Origin of the sequence: Streptomyces sp. NPDC049577, assembly GCF_040675635.1 — a bacterium.
Lineage (GTDB): Bacteria > Actinomycetota > Actinomycetes > Streptomycetales > Streptomycetaceae > Streptomyces.
Genome location: NZ_JBFAPH010000102.1, coordinates 1 through 18,677, shown reverse-complemented (window position 1 = coordinate 18,677; position 18,677 = coordinate 1). Strand labels below are relative to the sequence as shown.

The 18,677-nt window shown below is 74.9% G+C and carries 10 protein-coding genes and 2 pseudogenes; 7 read left to right on the top strand and 5 right to left on the bottom strand.

Features of this window, described 5'->3' with window-relative positions:
- Positions 1-85 precede the first annotated feature (85 nt).
- The 5 genes and pseudogenes from AB0K09_RS14195 (at position 86) to AB0K09_RS14175 (ending at position 7,513) form a co-directional block, all read left to right on the top strand.
- A complete protein-coding gene (locus AB0K09_RS14195) occupies positions 86-1,915 on the top strand; it encodes a molybdopterin oxidoreductase family protein (RefSeq protein WP_366065628.1) in 1,830 nt (609 codons plus the stop codon).
- Positions 1,912-3,162, top strand: a complete 1,251-nt coding sequence (locus AB0K09_RS14190) for an FAD-dependent oxidoreductase (protein WP_366065627.1) — start codon at positions 1,912-1,914, stop codon at positions 3,160-3,162. Before AB0K09_RS14195 ends, AB0K09_RS14190 begins: the two co-directional genes overlap by 4 nt.
- Positions 3,159-5,744, top strand: a complete 2,586-nt coding sequence (gene nirB, locus AB0K09_RS14185; RefSeq protein WP_366065625.1) for a nitrite reductase large subunit NirB — start codon at positions 3,159-3,161, stop codon at positions 5,742-5,744. Before AB0K09_RS14190 ends, nirB begins: the two co-directional genes overlap by 4 nt.
- Positions 5,741-6,127 (top strand): annotated as a pseudogene (locus AB0K09_RS14180) (nitrite reductase (NAD(P)H) small subunit); the annotation flags it as partial. The gene nirB and the pseudogene AB0K09_RS14180, both read left to right, overlap by 4 nt.
- 66 nt (positions 6,128-6,193) lie before the next feature.
- On the top strand, positions 6,194-7,513 hold the full coding sequence (locus AB0K09_RS14175) for a nitrate/nitrite transporter (RefSeq protein ID WP_366065629.1): 1,320 nt from the start codon (positions 6,194-6,196) through the stop codon (positions 7,511-7,513).
- Here the strand turns inward: AB0K09_RS14175 and AB0K09_RS14170 are convergent.
- Both AB0K09_RS14170 and AB0K09_RS14165 read right to left on the bottom strand, forming a co-directional pair.
- A complete protein-coding gene (locus tag AB0K09_RS14170; RefSeq protein WP_366065624.1) occupies positions 7,506-9,290 on the bottom strand; it encodes a protein-arginine deiminase family protein in 1,785 nt (594 codons plus the stop codon). The genes AB0K09_RS14175 and AB0K09_RS14170 overlap by 8 nt on opposite strands.
- A gap of 183 nt (positions 9,291-9,473) precedes the next feature.
- Positions 9,474-11,531, bottom strand: a complete 2,058-nt coding sequence (locus AB0K09_RS14165; RefSeq protein WP_366065623.1) for a phosphocholine-specific phospholipase C — start codon at positions 11,529-11,531, stop codon at positions 9,474-9,476.
- Between the two features lie 227 nt (positions 11,532-11,758).
- On the opposite strand from AB0K09_RS14165, the gene AB0K09_RS14160 reads away from it, so the two are divergent.
- Positions 11,759-12,655, top strand: a complete 897-nt coding sequence (locus AB0K09_RS14160) for a class I SAM-dependent methyltransferase (protein ID WP_366065622.1) — start codon at positions 11,759-11,761, stop codon at positions 12,653-12,655.
- A 24-nt stretch (positions 12,656-12,679) separates the two neighbouring features.
- On the opposite strand, the gene AB0K09_RS14155 is transcribed toward AB0K09_RS14160, so the two are convergent.
- Entirely contained in the window at positions 12,680-13,402 is a 723-nt protein-coding gene (locus AB0K09_RS14155; protein WP_366065621.1) for a hypothetical protein, read from the bottom strand.
- A 243-nt stretch (positions 13,403-13,645) separates the two neighbouring features.
- Between AB0K09_RS14155 and AB0K09_RS14150 the strand changes: the two genes are divergently transcribed.
- Positions 13,646-15,199, top strand: coding sequence for a tyrosinase family protein (locus AB0K09_RS14150; protein ID WP_366065620.1), 1,554 nt, complete (start codon positions 13,646-13,648; stop codon positions 15,197-15,199).
- Positions 15,200-15,202: 3 nt separating this feature from the next.
- On the opposite strand, the gene AB0K09_RS14145 is transcribed toward AB0K09_RS14150, so the two are convergent.
- Both AB0K09_RS14145 and AB0K09_RS14140 read right to left on the bottom strand, forming a co-directional pair.
- Positions 15,203-17,791, bottom strand: a complete 2,589-nt coding sequence (locus tag AB0K09_RS14145; protein WP_366065619.1) for a SpoIIE family protein phosphatase — start codon at positions 17,789-17,791, stop codon at positions 15,203-15,205.
- A gap of 278 nt (positions 17,792-18,069) precedes the next feature.
- Positions 18,070-18,677, bottom strand: a pseudogene (locus tag AB0K09_RS14140) (helicase); the annotation flags it as partial.

Here is an 18,677-nt window from a genome sequence, read left to right as displayed (position 1 = left end):
GACGGGGGTGAGCTCGCCGACCTCGTGCAGGTCGGCGTCGATGCCGGTGATCCTGCCGGTGCCGGTGAAGGTCAGCCCGGCCTCGGTGCGCACGGCCGGCGCCCGGTACGGAGAGGCGGCGGTCGGCGTGTTCGGCGGCGGCGGGCTGACCAACGAGAAGGCGTATCTGCTCGGCAAGTTCGCCCGCGTCGCCCTGCGCACCCCGAACATCGACTACAACGGGCGCTTCTGCATGTCCTCCGCCGCCACCGCCCACCGCGCGGCCTTCGGCATCGACCGCGGACTGCCGTTCCCCCTGGAGGACGTGGCCGGCACCGGCTGCGTCGTCCTGGTGGGTGCCAACCCCGCCGAGACCATGCCGCCCGCGCTGCGCTACTTCACCCGGATGCGCGAGAACGGCGGACACCTGATCGTCATCGACCCGCGCCGCACCCGCACCGCCGAGCAGGCCGACCTCCATCTGCGCCCGGTGCCGGGCACCGACCTGGCGCTCGCCCGTGGCCTGCTGCACCTGGCCGTCGCCGACGGCCTCCTGGACCGGGAGTTCATCGACCGGCGCACCACCGGCTTCGACCGGGCCCGGGAAGCGGCCATGGCCCACTGGCCCGAGCGGGTCGAGGAGATCACCGGCGTGCCCGTGCCCCAGATGCGGGAGGCCGTCCGGCTGTTCGCCACCGCCCCCTCGGGCATGGTCCTCACCGCGCGCGGCGCCGAACAGCACAGCAAGGGCACCGACACCGTCCGCGCCTGGATCGACCTGTGCCTGGCCACCGGCAAGGCCGGCCGCCCGGGCAGCGGCTACGGCTGCCTGACCGGCCAGGGCAACGGCCAGGGCGGCCGCGAGCACGGCCAGAAGGCCGACCAGCTGCCCGGCTACCGCTCCCTGACCGACCCCGCCGCCCGCGCCCACGTCGCCGGCGTCTGGGGCGTGGACCCCGACTCGCTGCCCGGCCCGGGCCAGTCGGGCTTCGAGATGCTCGACCGCGCCGGCACGCCCGCCGGCGTCCGGGCCCTGCTGGTCATGGGCTCCAACCCCGTCGTCTCCGCCCCGCACGCCTCCCACGTCACCGCGCGCCTCGCGGCGCTGGACTTCCTCGCCGTCACCGACATCGTGCTCTCCGAGACCGCCGAACTGGCCGACGTGGTCCTGCCCGTGGCCCAGTGGGCCGAGGAGACCGGCACGACCACCAATCTGGAGGGCCGCGTCATCCTGCGCCGGGCCGCCCTCGCCCCGCCCCCCGGCGTCCGCACCGACTTGTACGTCCTCAAGGAGCTCGCCGGCCGCCTGGGCACCGGCCACGGCTTCCCCGACGACCCGGAGGAGGTCTTCGGCGAACTGCGGCGGGCCTCGGCCGGCGGCCCCGCCGACTACGCCGGCATCACCTACGCGCGCATCCGGGCCGAGGACGGCGTCTTCTGGCCCTGCCCCGGCACCGCCCACCCCGGCACGCCGCGCCTCTTCCTCGACCGCTTCGCCACCCCCGACGGCCGCGCCCGCTTCTCCTCCGCGGGCCACCGGCCGGCCGGCGAGGAGACCGACGGCGCCTTCCCGCTGCACCTGACCACCGGCCGCGTCGCCGCCCAGTACCAGAGCGGCGCCCAGACCCGCCGGGTCGCCGAGCTCAACGCCGCCGCCCCCGGCCCCTTCGTCGAACTCCACCCCCGGCTCGCCGAGCGCCTCCACGTCACCGAGGGCGACCTGCTGGCCGTCACCAGCCGGCGCGGCCGCGCCCTGGCCCCCGCCCGGATCACCGGGACCGTGCGGCCCGACACCGTCTTCATGCCCTTCCACTGGAGCGGCCCCGGCCGCGCCAACACCCTGACCAACCCCGTCCTCGACCCGCAGTCGCGGATGCCGGAGTTCAAGGTCTGCGCGGTACGGGTGGAGAAGGCGACGGACGGCGGCCGGCCGTGAGCGCCCGGCGGATCGCCGTCGCCGGCGCCGGCATGGCCGCGGCCCGCTTCGGCCAGCAGCTGCTGGCCCGCACGGCCCCGGGCGCCGTCGAGGTCACCCTGTACGGCGACGAGCCGCACGCCCCCTACAACCGCACCCTGCTCACCGACGCCCTCACCGGCCGGTACGACACGGCCGGCCTCACCCTGCCGTACGGACCCGGCGCCGGGCTGCGCACCGGCACCGAGGTCACGGCCGTCGACGCCGCCGCCCGCGTCCTCCGCCTGGCGGACGGCAGCACGGCCCGCTACGACACCCTGGTCCTCGCCACCGGCGCCGCCCCCGTCCTGCCCCGGTTGCGGGGCGTCCACGGGCCCGGCGGCGGCCTCGCTGCCCGGGACGGCGTCCACGTGCTGCGGACGCTCGCCGACTGCCGCCGCCTGGCCGGCGACGCCCGCCGCGCCGGCCGGGCCGTCGTGATCGGCGGCGGCGTGCTCGGCGTCGGCACCGCCCGGGCCCTGGCCGCCCTCGGACCGGCCGTCGAACTCGTCCACCGATCCGCCTGGCTGATGAACCGTCAGCTCGACGCGGCCTCCGCCGGCGTCCTGCGCAGCCGGCTCGCCGGCCTCGGCGTCACCTGCCACCTCGGCGTCCCGCCCCGCACCCTGGCGCCCGGCACCGGCCAAGACCTCGCCGTCGAACTCGCCGACGGCCGCCGCCTGGAGACCGATCTCGTCGTCCTGGCCTGCGGGACCCGGCCGCGCACCGCCCTGGCCCGCGCGGCCGGGCTCCGGGTGCGCCGCGGCATCGTGGTCGACGACCGGCTCGCCGCCTCCGCACCCGGCATCCACGCCATCGGCGACTGCGCCGAACACCGCGGCCTCGTCCACGGCCGCGCCGGGGCGGCCTGGGAACAGGCCGACGCCCTCGCCGCCCGGCTCTCCGGAGCCGACCCCGGCGCCCGGTACACCGGCACCCGCGCCCCGACCCGGCTGACCGCCGGCGCCCTGCACCTCGCGGCCTTCGGCGACCCCGACGCCGACCGCACCGCCGACCCCGCCCGGGGCCCCGCCCACGACGTGCTCCACATCGCCGACACCACCCGGGGCACCTGCCGCCGGCTCGTCGCACGCGGCGACCGGCTCGTCGGCGCCGTCCTCCTGGGCGACCTGGCGACGGTCGGCGACCTCGGCCGCGCCTGGCAGCACGACGAGCCCCTGCCCGCCGACCTCCTGAGCCTGATCGTCCCCGAAGGAGCCCGCCCATGACGCCCCCGCCCCCCGCCGCCGGCCCCGGCCGCCTGGTCCTCGTCGGCCACGGCATGGTCGGCCAGCGCTTCCTCCAGGCCCTGTACGAGCCGGGGCGGACGGCCCGCCCCCGGCACGTCACCGTCCTCGCCGCCGAACCCCGGCCGGCCTACGACCGCGTCCGCCTGACCTCGGCCTTCACCGGCACCTCCGCCGACGAACTCGCCCTGTGCCCGCCCGGCTTCCTCGACGACCACGGCATCGAACTGTGCCTGGGCGACCCGGCCGTCGCCGTGGACCGCCCGGCGCGCACCGTCACCACCGCCTCCGGCCGCCGCGTGCCCTACGACACCCTGGTCCTGGCCACCGGCTCGTACCCCTTCGTACCGCCCGTCCCCGGCCACGACGCCGAGGGCTGCCACGTCTACCGGACCCTGGACGACGTCACCGCCATCCGCGCCCGGGCCGCCGGCGCCCGGGCCGGCGCCGTGATCGGCGGCGGCCTGCTCGGCCTGGAGGCCGCCGGCGCCCTGCGCGCCCTCGGCCTTCAGACCCATGTCGTCGAGTTCGCGCCCCGGCTCATGGCCCTCCAGGTCGACGACACCGGCGGCGCCCTGCTCCGCCGCAAGATCGAGGAGCTGGGTGTCGTCGTGCACACCGGCGCCGGCGCCGAACGCATCGAGACGGGCCCGGACGGCGCCGTGCGTGCCCTGACCCTCGCGGACGGCACCACCTTCGCCGCCGATCTCGTGGTCTTCGCCGCCGGCGTCCGCCCCGAGGACCGGCTGGCCCGGGACTGCGGGCTGCCGGTCGGCGACCGCGGCGGCATCGTCGTCGACGCCCGCTGCCGCACGGCCGACCCGCACGTCTGGGCGATCGGCGAATGCGCCCGCACGGTGGACGGCCGCGTCCACGGACTCGTCGCCCCCGGCTACGCCATGGCCGAGACCGCCGCCCGCGCGCTGCTCGGCGAGGCCGGCGAGTTCACCGGGGCCGACACCGCCACCAAGCTCAAGCTGCTCGGTGTGGACGTGGCCAGCTTCGGCGACGCGCACGGCACCACCGAGGGCGCCCTGGACGTCACCTACGCCGACAGCCGGGCCGGCGTCTACAAGAAGCTGGTCATCGGCGCGGACGGCGACCTGCTCGGCGGCGTCCTCGTCGGCGACGCCGACGCCTACACCACCCTCCGCCCGCTCGCCGGCACCGGCAAGCCACTGCCCGTCCCCCCGGAACAACTGCTGCTCCCCGAGCCGGCCGGCGGCGGCGGACGGGCCGGCACGCTCACGGACGACGCCGTCGTCTGCTCCTGCCACAACGTCACCCAGGGCACCGTCCGGGCGGCCGTCACCGAGCAGGGCTGCGGCTCCGTGGCCGCCGTCCAGCGCTGCACCAAGGCAGGCACCGGCTGCGGCAGTTGCGAGAAGCTCCTCGAGAAGATCGTCGGCGCGGAACTCGCCACGACGGGTGCCGGTCCCGCCCGGGGCCTGTGCGAGCACTTCACACAGACCCGCGCCGAGCTCTACGAGATCATCCGCGTCAAGGGCATCACCACCTTCGCCCGGCTCCTCGCCGAACACGGCACCGGCCTGGGCTGCGCGGTCTGCAAACCCACCGTCGCCTCCATCCTGGCCGGCCTCGGCGACACCCCCTACGTCCTCGACGGCGAACAGGCCGCCCTCCAGGACACCAACGACCACTTCCTCGCCAACCTCCAGCGCAACGGCTCCTACTCCGTCGTCCCCCGCGTCCCCGGCGGCGAGATCACCCCCGAGGGACTCATCGCCATCGGCGCCGTCGCCCGCGACTTCGGCCTCTACACCAAGATCACGGGCGGCCAGCGGATCGATATGTTCGGCGCCACCGTCGACCAGCTCCCCGCCATCTGGCGCCGCCTGGTCGACGCCGGCTTCGAGTCCGGCCATGCCTACGGAAAGGCGCTGCGGACCGTGAAGTCCTGCGTGGGACAGACCTGGTGCCGCTACGGCGTCCAGGACTCCGTCGCCCTCGCCATCGAGCTCGAACTGCGCTACCGGGGCCTGCGCACCCCCCACAAGATCAAGGCGGCCGTGTCCGGCTGCGCCCGCGAGTGCGCCGAGGCCCGGAGCAAGGACTTCGGCGTCATCGCCACCGCCGAGGGCTGGAACCTCTATGTGGGCGGCAACGGCGGCATGACACCCCGCCACGCCGATCTGCTGCTCAAGGACGCCGACCGCGACACCCTGATCCGCACCGTGGACCGCTTCCTGATGTTCTACGTCCGCACCGCCGACCGCCTGGAGCGCACCGCCCCCTGGCTCGAACGCCTGGAGGGCGGCCTCGACCACCTGCGCGCCGTCGTCGTCGACGACGCGCTGGGCATCGCCGCCGAACTCGACGAGCTGATGTCCCGCCACATCGGGACCTACGAGGACGAGTGGGCCGCCACCCTCGCCGACCCCGACCGGCTGAGCCGCTTCGTCTCCTTCGTCAACGCCCCCGGCACACCGGACCCCTCCGTGCGCTTCCTCCCCGAGCGCGGCCAGATCCGCCCCGCCCGGCCCGGTGAGACCGGGGAGCAGTCCGACCGTCAGCCCCGTACCCGTGAGGCGGTAGCCCCATGACCGACACGGCCCCCGTGCCCACCCCCGGCCCCCTCCCTGTCGCCGTCCCGCACCCCGACGCCCTCGTGGAGATCGCCGACGCCGGTAGCTGGACCCCCGTCTGCCGCTACGGCGACCTCGTCCCCGGGCGCGGCGTCACCGCCCTGGTCGGCGGCGCACAGGTCGCCGTCTTCCGCGACGGCTGCGGAGCCCTCCACGCCGTCGACAACCGCGACCCCTTCAGCGGGGCCTGCGTCATCTCCCGGGGCCTCACCGGCTGCCGCGACGGCGCCCCCATCGTCACCTCGCCCATGTACAAGCAGACCTACGACCTGCGCACCGGCGTCTGCCTCGATACGGACACCACCCCCGACGGCGCCCCCGCCGTCCTGCGCACCTGGCCGGTCCGCGCCACCGGGCCCGAGGAGCCGCCCCCCGCGCAGCCGCCCCCCGGGCGCCGCTCCCGGACGCTGACGGAGTGGCGCCCGGAGGACCCCGGCTTCTGGGCCCGCACCGGCGCCCGCACCGCCCGCCGCAACCTCGTGCTCTCCGTCCTCAGCGAGCACATCGGGATCTCCGTGTGGAGCATGTGGTCCGTCCTCGTGCTCTTCCTGGGCCCGGAGTACGGCATCGACCCCGCCGGGAAGTTCACCCTCACCGCCGTGCCCACCGCCGTCGGCGCACTCCTCCGCGTGCCCTACTCCTACGCGGTCGCCCGCTTCGGCGGCCGGAACTGGACCGTCTTCAGCGGGCTGCTCCTGCTCCTGCCGACCGCGCTCATGGCCCTCGTCCTGCGGCCCGGCGTCCCCTACACCACCCTGCTGCTCGTCGCGGCCGTGGCGGGGGTCGGCGGCGGCAACTTCGCCTCCTCCATGGCCAACGTCAACGCCCTGTACCCCGAACGCCTCAAGGGCAGGGCCCTGGGCGTCAACGCGGGCGGCGGCAACCTCGGCGTGCCCGTCGTCCAGCTCGCCGGACTCCTCGTCCTCGCCACCGCCGGCGCCGGCCGGCCGTGGGTGCTCCCGCTGGCCTACCTGCCGCTGATCACGGCGACGGCCCTCGCGGCGGCGCTGCGGATGGACAACCTGCCGGTACCGCCCCGCCGGCCGAGCCTGCGCGAGATCCTGCCCGACCGCCACACCTGGCTGCTGTCCCTCCTCTACCTGGGCACCTTCGGATCGTTCATCGGCTTCTCCTTCGCCTTCGGACAGGTCCTCCAGACGCAGTTCCATCAGCAGTTCGAAACTCCCGTGCAGGTGGCGTGCCTCAGCTTCCTGGGCCCTCTGCTCGGCTCCCTCGCCCGCCCCGTCGGAGGATCCTGGGCCGACCGGCTCGGCGGCGCCCGCGTCACCCGCGCCGTCTTCCTGGCCATGGCCGTCTGCGCCGCACTCATCCTGCTCTCCGCGCGGGAGCATCTGCTCGCCGGCTTCTTCGCCGGGTTCCTCGCCCTCTTCGTGCTGAGCGGACTCGGCAACGGCTCCACCTACCGCATGATCCCCGCCCTCCACCACGCCCGGGCCCGGGCCGCCGCCCGGCAGGGGGGCGACCCGGCCGCCGCGGAGGCCGCTGCCCGGAGGCGCTCCGGAACCCTCATCGGACTCGCGGGCGCCGTCGGCGCCCTGGGCGGCGTCCTGGTCAACACCGCCTTCCGGCAGTCCTTCCGCACCACGGGCGGCGGCGATCCGGCCTACGCGGCCTTCCTCGGCTTCTACCTCGTCTGCGCCGCGCTGACCTGGGCCGTGTACGGCCGCCGCGAGCGGGCGGCGGTGCCGGCACCGGCCGTCATGTGATCTCCCGCAGGGCGTTCGTGGCGCAGTGGACCTCGCCGCCGCCGAGATGGGCCCAGGAGAAGTTCTCCACCCAGTGCACCCGCACCCCGCCGCGCGCCAGGGCCCGTTCCGTCTCGTCGCGGAAGAGGTCGCGGCCCGCCACGCGGGGGCCGTGCGGATCGGGGGCGGCGAAGTCACGGGCGGTCAGGGACAGCCCGTTGGCCAGGGCGGGGGAGAAGGCGATGTGCCGGCGCGGCAGGCCCTCTCCCGCGTCCACCCGGTAGTAGAGGACCGGCAGGCGGACGAGCTCCTCCGGCTTCAGCCCGGTCTCGCGCAGCAGGACCGCGAGCTGTCCGTCGATGTGCCGGGCGGCGTCCTCGTTGTCGCCGGCGTGCTCCTCGTAGCGCAGGAACTGGTCGACGGTCGGCTTGGCCTCCGCGTCCGTGCCGTCGAAAAGACGCCGGCCCCCCTCGCCGCCGCGCCGCGCCTCCTTCAGCAGGTCCAGCGCCTTGCGGGGGTCGGAGACGGCGAGGGTCCAGCCGCGCGCGTTGTCCGCCCGCACGACGTGGACGGTCTCGTCGACGTGGCCGACGAGCAGCCAGGAGGTGTCGAGCACCACCGGCGGCTGCTGCCCCTGGGCGGTCAGCATGGTGACGAAGGAGGGATCGGGGCGGCGCTCCGCGCTGCTGCCGTAGAGGATCCGGCCCCGCGGACGGCCGGCGTAGGGCGGCAGGGACTCGAAGTTGCCGGTGAAGTTGAGCAGTTCGTCGACGTTCTTCTCGCGCCGTTCGGTGGGCGTGTACTGCTGGATGACACCGACGCCGGGGCCGCGCAGATCGCGGTAGAGCAGCCGGCCGGCGCGGCGCATGCTCGCGGAGCGGCCGTCGGGAGAGGTCCAGTAATTGGGGGAGCGCAGCAGGATGCGCAGGGTGTGCGGGCCGTGGGGCGTCGGCCTGGTGACGTATCCGGGCTCGGCGATGTCCTGGCGCCAGATGTCCTTCCACCACTGGGCGGTGCCCGGCTGGAAGCGCACCTCCCGCTCGGGCAGGCCGGACTCCCGCGCGGCCGCGCGCAGGGAGTCCGCGAACTCCCGCCACTGCCCCGGGGGCCGCTTCGCGGCCGGGACCTCGACGGGCTGCCCCTCGCCCGGGCCGGGGGCGGCGGCGAAGACGTGCTGGGCGCGCTGCAGGTCGTTCTGCAGCAGCACCGGCGCCACGCGCAGGGCGGCCCGGGCACTGCGGGTGGTGCCGCGGTCGGTGACGGACAGCGTCACCTCGATCCGGCCGTCCCAGCGCTTCGGGTCGCGCACGATGTCACGGGCCTCCACGGCCAGCCGCGCCCCGCCCCGTAGATCCTCCGCACTCAGCCGGCCGTCGGAGCCCAGCGAGACGTACCGCCCGCCGCGCACCACGAACACGCGCGCGTACGGGGCCTGCGCGGCCGGCAGCGAGACGCGGCCCCGGGCCCGGCCGCTCACGGCGAGGGGTGCCGCGCGCAGCGGCGTGAGGTCCTCGGCGTCGTCGGGGCCGTCGACCACCTCGTCGGCGGCGTCGTTGCAGGCGGCGAGCCGCTCGTCGACCGCCACGTCCAGCCGGTCCAGGTCACCGGGGCGCAGAGTGCAGCGGCGCGCGTCGTCGTCCAGGTTCGGCAGCACGACCGTGCCCTCGGGCGCGCGCAGCTCGGGCCGGCCGGGCGAGGCGGCGGCCAGGGCGTTCCCCGGCGCGACCAGCGTGGCGACGACGGCGGCACCGGCCAGCGCGGCGGCCGGGGAACTCGGTGTGATCAGCGGTCTCTTCATGCCCTCACTGTCGCGCCGCCGGGCTTCGCGCCGCATCGGCCACCGGGTGGAGCGAGGGTTGAATCCTTCGGTGCAGCCACGGGTGGAGCCGTCTCCACCCGTGAGTGGAGACGGCTTTGACCGGACCGGACCGGCGGCCCGGACCGGCCCGGCTCGGCTCGGCGGGCCCGGACCCGGCCCCGCTCAGACCGTGATGATCGCCGGGTCGCTCACGCCCGGCTCCCCGGTCTCGACGTGGCCCGCGAACCGGCGCAGGAACGTCGTGTCCGTGTCGGACACCACGGACAGGTCGTACCAGCGCTTGCTGCGGCGCAGGTCCACGGCGTGCACGACGGTCGCCCCCGGGCCCACCCGGAACGTCTCGCTCCGGCCGCCGTAGGCGCAGGACAGCGTGAGCGCGCAGGTGGTGGTGCCGGTGTTCGTCATGGTCAGCTCGACGCGCCCGTGGGCGGCGTCGTGGCGCGCGGTGACCTCGGGGCCGGCGGTCGTCCCGGAGCCCCGGAAGGCGCGCAGGAAGCCGTTGGGCCCGTACGCCGTGAGGTCGTAGACGCCCTTCGAATAGGCCGTGTTCCAGGTGTCGGAGATCTTCTTGCCGGCCTCGGCGGTGTACGTCCACGGGCCGTCGGTGCGGTTGCCGGAGGCGACGGTGAAGCACGCCCCGGCCCTGTCGCCGCCGCTGAAGGTGAGGGTGAAGCGCCCGGTCGAGGGCGTCGCCGAGCCGTCCACCAGCGGTGCGTACGGCAGCGGGCGGGTGCGCCGGGAACCGCGTTCCTGCTTGGGCAGGGCCGGGTCGGCGGGCGGCTTCGGGACGAAGTCCGGGTGCCGGTCGTGGTCCTTGGGCGCGTAGCCGGCGGTGGCCGGCAGGGAGGCAGGCGCGGTGTCCTTGAGACGGAAGTCGAAGGCCGAGGTCAGGTCGCCGCAGACGGCCCGGCGCCAGGGCGAGATGTTGGGCTCGGACACGCCGAAGCGGCGCTCCATGAACCGGATGATCGAGGTGTGGTCGAAGGTCTCCGAGCAGACGTAGCCGCCGGTGCTCCAGGGGGAGACGACGAGCATGGGCACGCGCTGGCCGAGCCCGTAGGGCCCGGCGGCGTAGCGGGCGTCGCCGCCGAAGACGTCGAGCGAGGCGTCCACGGTGGAGCGGCCCTGGGCGGCGGAGGCCGGCGGGAAGGGCGGCGCGACGTGGTCGAAGTAGCCGTCGTTCTCGTCGTAGGTGATGAACAGGGCCGTCTTGCTCCACACCTCCGGGTTCGAGGTGAGGGCGTCCAGGACCTGTGCGACGTACCAGGCGCCGTAGTTGGCGGGCCAGTTGGGGTGCTCGGAGAACGCCTCGGGGGCCGCGATCCAGGAGATCTGCGGGAGCCTGCCGGCCTTGACATCGGCCTTGAGGAGGTCGAAGTAACCCTGCCCGGCCTTGGCGTTCGTGCCGGTGCGCGCCTTCTCGTAGAGCGGGTCGCCGGGCTTGGCGTTGCGGTACGCGTTGAAGTACAGCAGCGAGTTGTCGCCGTAGTTGCCGCGGTAGGCGTCGTTGATCCAGCCCCAGCCGCCGGCCGCGTCCAGGCCGTCGCCGATGTCCTGGTAGATCTTCCAGGAGATCCCGGCCTTCTCCAGGCGCTCGGGGTACGTGGTCCAGCCGTAGCCGGCCTCGTCGTTGCCCAGGACCGGGCCGCCGCCCTGGTGGTCGTTGCCCGTGTGGCCCGTCCACAGGTAGTAGCGGTTGGGGTCGGTGGCCCCGATGAACGAGCAGTGGTAGGCGTCGCACACGGTGAACGCGTCGGCGAGCGCGTAGTGGAACGGGATGTCCTCGCGCGTCAGGTACGCCATCGTGCCCGCCGACTTGGCGGGGATCCACCGGTCGTACTTGCCCTGGTTCCAGGCCTTGTGGCCGCCCGCCCAGTCGTGGTTGAGGCCGGCGATGAACTGCATGCCGAGGTCCTCGGCGTCCGGGCGGTAGGGCAGCACGTCCTTGGAACCGTCCGACTGGTGCCAGACCGACTTGCCGCCGGCCAGCGTCATCGGCCGGGGGTCGCCGAATCCGCGCACGCCCTTCAGCGAGCCGAAGTAGTGGTCGAAGGATCGGTTCTCCTGCATCAGGACGACGATGTGCTCGACGTCCTTGATGGTGCCGGTACGGCGCTCGGCCGGGATGGCCGCGGCTCTGTCGATGCTGTTCGACAGGGCGGCGAAGCCCGCCGTCGCGCCGGCGATCTGGAGGAAGCGCCGCCTGTTGAGTTCAGCCATGGGACTGGGCACCTCTTGGGGTGTGGGGCTGGGGGGCCAGCAGAGTGTGGCAAGTGCAGCGAGCGTCGGGGAAGGGGTGGGCGGGGGGATGACGCCGGGGTGACGGCACGTGGTACGCGGGGCGAACGTGCCGAGCGTCCTTACGGCGTCCCCCGCACGGGTGGCGTGGCCGCCGGCCGGCACGGGCAGAATGGCCTGTTCCCATCGCCACGGTGAGGTGGTGCCGCGTGGACCAGGCCGTTCCCGAACCGCCGGCCGGGCGGAGCCCCCAGGTGCGGGCATGCCTGCGCGGTGTTCCGGAGACCGCGCTCTACACCCTCTACCACCGGGCCGCCGCGGCCCGCCGGTTGCCGGGCCTGCTCCACGACCCCCTGGCCGCCGAGGCCCTCGAACGCTGCGACTACCCCTTCCGGCAGCGGTTCGGGCGCCCCTCGGCCCTGGTGTGCCGCTACCTCGCGTTACGGGCCCGCTTCTTCGACCGCGAGGTGGCGCGCTTCCTCGCCCTGCATCCCGGCGCCGTCGTCGTCGCCCTGGGGGAGGGCCTGGAGACGCAGTTCTGGCGCGTGGACGACGGACGGCTGCGCTGGCTGACGGTCGACCTGCCGGAGGTCGTGGCCCTGCGGCGGGCCGTACTGCCGCACGGCGAACGCCAGTGGACCGCGGCGTGCTCCGTCCTCGACCCGCGCTGGCGGGAACACGCCGTCCTGGGCGAGGGGCCGGTCCTCCTGCTGGCGCAGGGCCTCTTCCCGTATCTGCGCCCGGCGGACGTCACCACCCTGATCGGCGCGTGCGCCGACCGCTTCCCCGGCGGCACGCTGGCCTTCGACACGCTCCCGCCCTGGTTCGCGGGTCTGAGCCGGCACGGCCGTCGCCTCTTCGGCCTGCCGCCCATGCCGTTCGGCGCGGCACCGGGCCGACTGCACCGCCTGAAGGCCCGGCTCCCGGATGTCGCGGACCTCCGCCACGTGCCGGTGTCCGGTCCCCCGTACGGCCCGTGCCGTGCCTGGGCCGCCCTGGAGGCGGTCATGCGCCACGGCCACCGCGTGCCGGTGGTCGACCGCGCCCTGCCGGCGAACGTCCGGGTGGAGTTCCGGTCGCGGGCGGCACGCGACGTGCCCCCGTAGGCATCCGGTGGTCCGTCGCGTGCGTCAGCGCAGCGCGAGGACGGCCACCGTGGTGACGGCCATGGCCGAGCCCAGGGCCAGGACCGTGAGGGGCGCGCCCTCCCGGCGCGCCGACGGGGCGAGGGCGGCGCCCGCGCCGCGCAGCAGCACTCCGGCCACCGTGGCCAGGAGCAAGGCGTGGGCGCCGTCGGGCAGCGGCGTGACCTCGGTGGCCAGGCCCCCGGCGAGCGGAGCGACGCAGGCCACCGTCAGCCACGGGGCGAGCCGCCGCCGGCCGTCGGCCTCCAGCAGGGCGGACAGCGCGAGACCCTCGCCGGCCGAATGCACCACCAGGGCCGCGACCACGGGAACCGAGGGGAGCAGCGCCACCGTCATCCCCTCGATCACCCGGTGCAGCACCAGAGCCGCCGCGACGCCCGGCCCGTGCGAACGCCCCCGGCCGCACCGCGTGAGCAGGGCACCGCAGGCGGGGACGACGACGCAGCCCGCGACGACCGCGGCGGGCGCCGCCCAGACGGGCAGTTCCGCCTCCCGGGCGTCATCGAACGCGTGCGGCAGGAGATCGACGACGGCCAGGGCCAGGAGCACACCGCACGCCGCCGGCAGCAGCGCCACCCTGCGATGCGGCCAGCGCCGTACCGACCACGCGCCGGCCAGCGTCCCGGCGGCGATCAGCACCAGCCCGAAATACGCCACCGGCCGGAATCCCAGGAGCGAGACGGCCAGTGACGTCCCGGCAGTCGCCATACCGTTCACCGAGACCCTCTGACAGTGGTGTCCGTGGCTTCCAGTACGTCACCCGGCGGCGGTCCCGGACATTCCAGGGGACCCATCCGGGCGATGCCGCCGGCCGGCCCCGGTGCGGGGACGCCCCCGAAGATCACCTGGACGGTCTGATTGGCCTCCGGGGCGTCCGGGGAACGGTGGAACGACCGCCGGCAGCATCCGGCGCGTTCCCTCGACCCCTCGTACCGGCCACAAGGAGCCGCCATGCCCGGTCCCGCCACCCCACGCGTTCGCCGCGACGTCACCAAGCTGCAGCAGGACGGCGGCCAGTGGGACAGAACGCTGGTGCTCTACGCCCTCGCCGTACAGAAGATGAAGGCCAAGGACGCGGGCAAGCAGCCCGGAGAGCTGGCGGCCACCGGGTGGCGTTTCCAGACCTTCATCCACGGCGGCGCGCCCGACCTGGGCGCCGCCACCCCGCGGGAGTGGGGCCAGTGCCCGCACGGTGGATGGTTCTTCCTGCCCTGGCACCGCGCGTACCTCCACTACTTCGAACGGATCGTGCGGGAGACGATCCGGACCGAGGTGGACGTCCCGAGCGGGTGGGAGCAGGACGCGGCCGACTGGGCGCTGCCCTACTGGAACTACGGACGCCTCGCGGACGGTGAGGACGGTCCGCAGTCGCGAAGATGCCGGGAGCTTCCCCCGGCGTTCCGGCAGAAGAAGATGCCCGACGGCACGACGGCCAACCCGCTGTACCGCCCCGACCGCGAACAGGGCGTCAACGAGGGATCGTTCCCGGACTACGCCGAGGTCAACCCGGGGGTCGCCATGGCGAGCACGGTCTTTGCGACCCCTCCGGGCGTGGAGGGCCACAACTTCGGCAGCGGCAACATCGGCGATTTCTGGCCCAAGGAGAACTGGCTCAGTCACGTCGGCTACCTGGAGAACGTTCCGCACAACGCGATCCACGGCTTCGTGGGCGGCGCGATGGCGTTCGCCTCGTCGCCCGACGACCCGATCTTCTGGCTGCACCACGCCAACATCGACCGGTTGTGGGCCGCCTGGGTGGACCAGGGCAACGCCAACACGACGGACGACACCTGGCTCACCACCCCGTACCACCTGCGTGACGAGACCGGGGCCCCGGTGCGGTCCGACGCCCGGGCGGTGCTGGACACCGCGCGGCTCGGCTATGTCTACGAGTCGCTGAGTGACGGGACCGGCACCGCGCAGGGCGTCGGCGGCGCCCCGTGGATGGCGGCCGTGGGCAGCCCCGACCCGCTGCTCGCCCACAGCGGGCCCACCACGCTCTCGGCGCGCGAGGCGCACGTCTCCCTCACCCCGGCGGAGGAGGTGGACCAGCCCGTCTCCCTGCTCTCCTCCGTCGTCCGGCCGCACACCGCGCGGACGGCCGAGGCACGCCGGGTCGCCGAAGGGCGGCGGCTCGTGCTCACCATCGAGAACGTCCGGGCCGACGCCCCGCCGGGCACCTCCTACCGGGTCTTCGTCGGCGCCCGCGGCAAGGACGACCTGGACCCGGCGAGCCCCCACTTCGTCGGCCACATCACCTTCTTCGGCGCGACCGGCGGGCAGTCCGGCCGGCCGGGTCAGCCCGCGGAGGGGAACACCTTCAGCTACGACGTCACGGACGTGCTGCGCGGTCTGGAGCAGGACGGCCGCTGGAACGGCGAGCTCCCCTCCGTCACCCTGGTGCCGGCCCCGGTCAACTACCCCTCCGGACCCGGCGTGCCGGAGGCCCTGGGCTCCGGGGCGGCGCAGCCCCGCTACGAGAGGCTCACCCTCTCCGTCGTCTGAGGCTCACAGCAACGGCTGTTCGGCCCAGATGACCTTGCCCTCCGGCGTGTAGCGCGTGCCCCAGCGTTCCGCGAGCTGGGCGACCAGGAACAGGCCGCGGCCGCCCTCGTCCTCCGCGGCGGCGTAGCGCAGGTGGGGCGAGGTGCTGCTGGTGTCGGAGACCTCGCAGATCAGGTTGCGGTCGCGCAGCAGCCGGACCCGGATCGGTCCCGAGGCGTGCCGGATGGCGTTGGTGATCAGCTCGCTGAGGATCAGTTCCGTGGTGAACTGCGCCTCGTCCAGCTCCCATTCCGTCAGCTGCCGGGTGACGTCGGCGCGGGCGCGTGCCACGACGGCGGGGTCGGAGGGCAGCTCCCACTCGGCGACCTGATCCTCCGCCAGCACCCGGGTACGGGCGACGAGCAGGGCGACGTCGTCGCTCGGCCGGGGCGGCAGCAGGGCGGCGAGCAGCGCCTCGCAGGTCTCCTGCGGCGAGCGGCCCGGGTGGGCCAGCGTGCTCCGCAAGGTGTCCAGGCCCGTCTCGATGTCCCGTTCGCGGTCCTCGACGAGGCCGTCGGTGTACAGGACCAGACTGCTGCCCTCCGGCAGCGTCAGCTCCGCCGCCTCGAAGGGGTGGCCGCCCAGACCCAGCGGCGGGCCCGCGGGGAGCTCGGCGAACTCCACCTCGCCGTCCACGCCGACGACCGCCGGCAGCGGATGACCGGCCCGGGCCATGCTGCACGTGCCGGACGCCGGATCGTAGATCGCGTACAGGCATGTGGCGCCCGCGATCGAGGCCTCGCTGTCGCCCGCCTCCTGGTCGATGCGGCCGACCAGCTCGTCCAGGTGCCCCAGGAGCTCGTCCGGGGGCAGGTCGAGGGAGGAGAAGTTCTGCACGGCCGTGCGCAGGCGTCCCATCGTCGCGGCGGCGTGCAGGCCGTGCCCGACCACGTCCCCGACGACCAGCGCGACGCGTGCGCCCGGCAGCGGGATGACGTCGAACCAGTCGCCGCCCACCCCCGCCTGGGCCGGCAGATAGCGGTAGGCGATGTCGACGGCGTTCTGCTCGGGCAGTCCGCGCGGCAGCAGGCTGTGCTGGAGGGTGACGGCCATGGTGTGCTCGCGCGTGAAGCGGCGCGCGTTGTCGATGCACACCGCGGCACGGGCCGCCAGTTCCTCGGCGAGCGACAGGTCGTCGTCCTCGAAGGGTTCGCTGTCACGGGTGCGCCAGAAGTTGGCGATGCCCATCAGCACGCCCCGCGCCTTGAGCGGCACCGTGATCAGTGAACGGAAGCCGTAGTCCAGGATCCGCTGGGTGCGCGCGGGGTCCTGGGTGCGCCAGCCGGCGGAGTCGGCGAGGCTCGGCACGAGGACCGCGTGGCCGCTGATGAAGCCGGTGGCCTGCGGGGTGGGCGGGGCGAAGCGGTGCATCTCGCCCGCCTGGTACAGGGGATTGTCGGCCCGCACGCCGGTCAGCGCCACCCGGCGCAGCTCCGGCGCCTCGCGGCCCGCCGTCCGGGGCTCCTCGCCCCGCAGCACCGGTTCGGCCAGGTCGACGGTGGCGTACTCGCTGAAGCCGGGTACGGACACCATGGTGAGTTCCTCGGCCGTGGCCTTCACGTCCAGGGTGGTGCCGATGGCGACGCTGGCCTCGTACAGCAGCCGCAGCCGGCCGCGGGCCACCTCGGCCCGTCCCGCCAGGGCGCGCAGCTCGGTGGAGTCCCGCAGCGTGGCCACGCTGCCCGGGGGGCCACCGCGGCGGTCCGTGGGCCGGTTGTTCACGGCCAGCATCCGGTCGCCGACGGGGATCACCTCGTCGCTGGCCACCCGCCGGGAGACCAGCAGCTCGGCCATCCGGGGGTCCAGATCCAGCTCGGGGACCCGCCGGCCCTCCACGTCCGGGGGCAGGCCGAGGAGCCGGCACGCCTCGTCGTTGGCGAGCAGGATCCGGGCCTCGCCGTCGACGATGACCACGCCCTCGCGCACGGCGTGCAGCACCGCGTCGTGGTGTTCGTACATCTGGGTCATCTCGACCGGGCCGAGCCCGTGCGTCTGCCGCCGCAGCCGCCTGCTCACCAGGGCCGTCCCGCCGGTGGCCAGGACCAGGGCGGCGGCTCCGGCGCCGATGACGACCGGCAGCTGCCGGTCGACGGCACTGCTCACGCTGCTGATCTTCAGGCCGGAGGAGACCATGCCGACGACCGTGCCGTGCGAGTCGGTCACCGGCACCACGACCTGCATCTCCTTGCCGAGCGGGCCGTTGACGTCCTCGATGGTGACGCGGCCCTGCTGCGAGGGGCCGATGGTGCCCACGAAGTGCTTGCCGATCAGCGAGGGGTCCGGGTGCGTGTAGCGGATGCCGTCGCGGTTCATCACCACGAGGAAGTCGACCCCGCCCTCCTTGCGGACGGCCTCGGCCTCCGGCTGGAGCACCGCCGACGGGTTCGGGCCGCGCATCACGGCCACCAGCCCCGGGGCATGGGCGAACGACTGGGCGGCGGCGAGCGAGCGGTCGCGCGCCGCCTGGAACCTGTCGCTCCGCGCCTGGAGCAGCAGCGTCGTCACGGCCGCCACGACCAGCAGCAGGACGATCAGGACCTGCAGCACGAACATCTGACCGGCGACGCTGCGGGCGCTCGCCACCGACCACAGACGCCGAGCCGAGGGCGCCCGTGGGCCTTGGCGCCCCTGACGCCGCTTTCGCCGGCTACCTGGGCGCCAACCGGTGAACCAGCGGCCCGAGGGCCCCCAGGAGCGGCCCCGGATCCGGGCCATACCCCCATGTCTACCCCGCCCCCTCCCGCCGCGCGAACGATACGCGCCACGCCGGGCCGCCCGCCGGCCCCCGCCGGGCGGCCGCGGACGGCCCGGCGGGGCCGGGGCAGAGGCCCTCAGGCGGGCGCCGGCAGGTCCCGCAGCGCGGCCGGCAGCGGCCCGGTGTGCAGGACGCCCAGGCGCTGCGTCGCCCGGGTGAGCGCGACGTACAGATCGCTCACCCCGAACTCCGCCGGCTCGGCCACGAGCACCGTGTCGAACTCCAGGCCCTTGGCCTGGCGCGGGTCGAGCAGCACCACCGGGCGGGTCAGGTCCGGCGACGGCCCGGCCGAGGCCGCCGGCAGGGCGGCGGCCAGGGCGGCCTGCCGGGCCCGCGGCGCGATCACGGCCAGCCGGCCGTCCGTCCGCCCCTCCCGCGCCACGGCGGCGGCGACCGCGCCCGCCAGGTCGTCCGTCCGCCGCGCCCAGGGGCGCGTGCCCGTGGAGCGGATCGAGCGCGGCGGCGCGAAGGAGGGGTCCGCCGACCGGGCGACCCCCGCCGCGACCTCCATGATCTCGGCCGGGGTGCGGTAGTTCACGCCCAGCCGTACGTGCTCGAAACGGTCCTCCACGTACGGCGCGAGGATCGTCTCCCACGAGCCGCAGCCACCCGGCTCGGCGGTCTGCGCCGGGTCGCCGACCAGCGTCATCGAGCGGGTCGGGCAGCGGCGCATCAGCAGCCGCC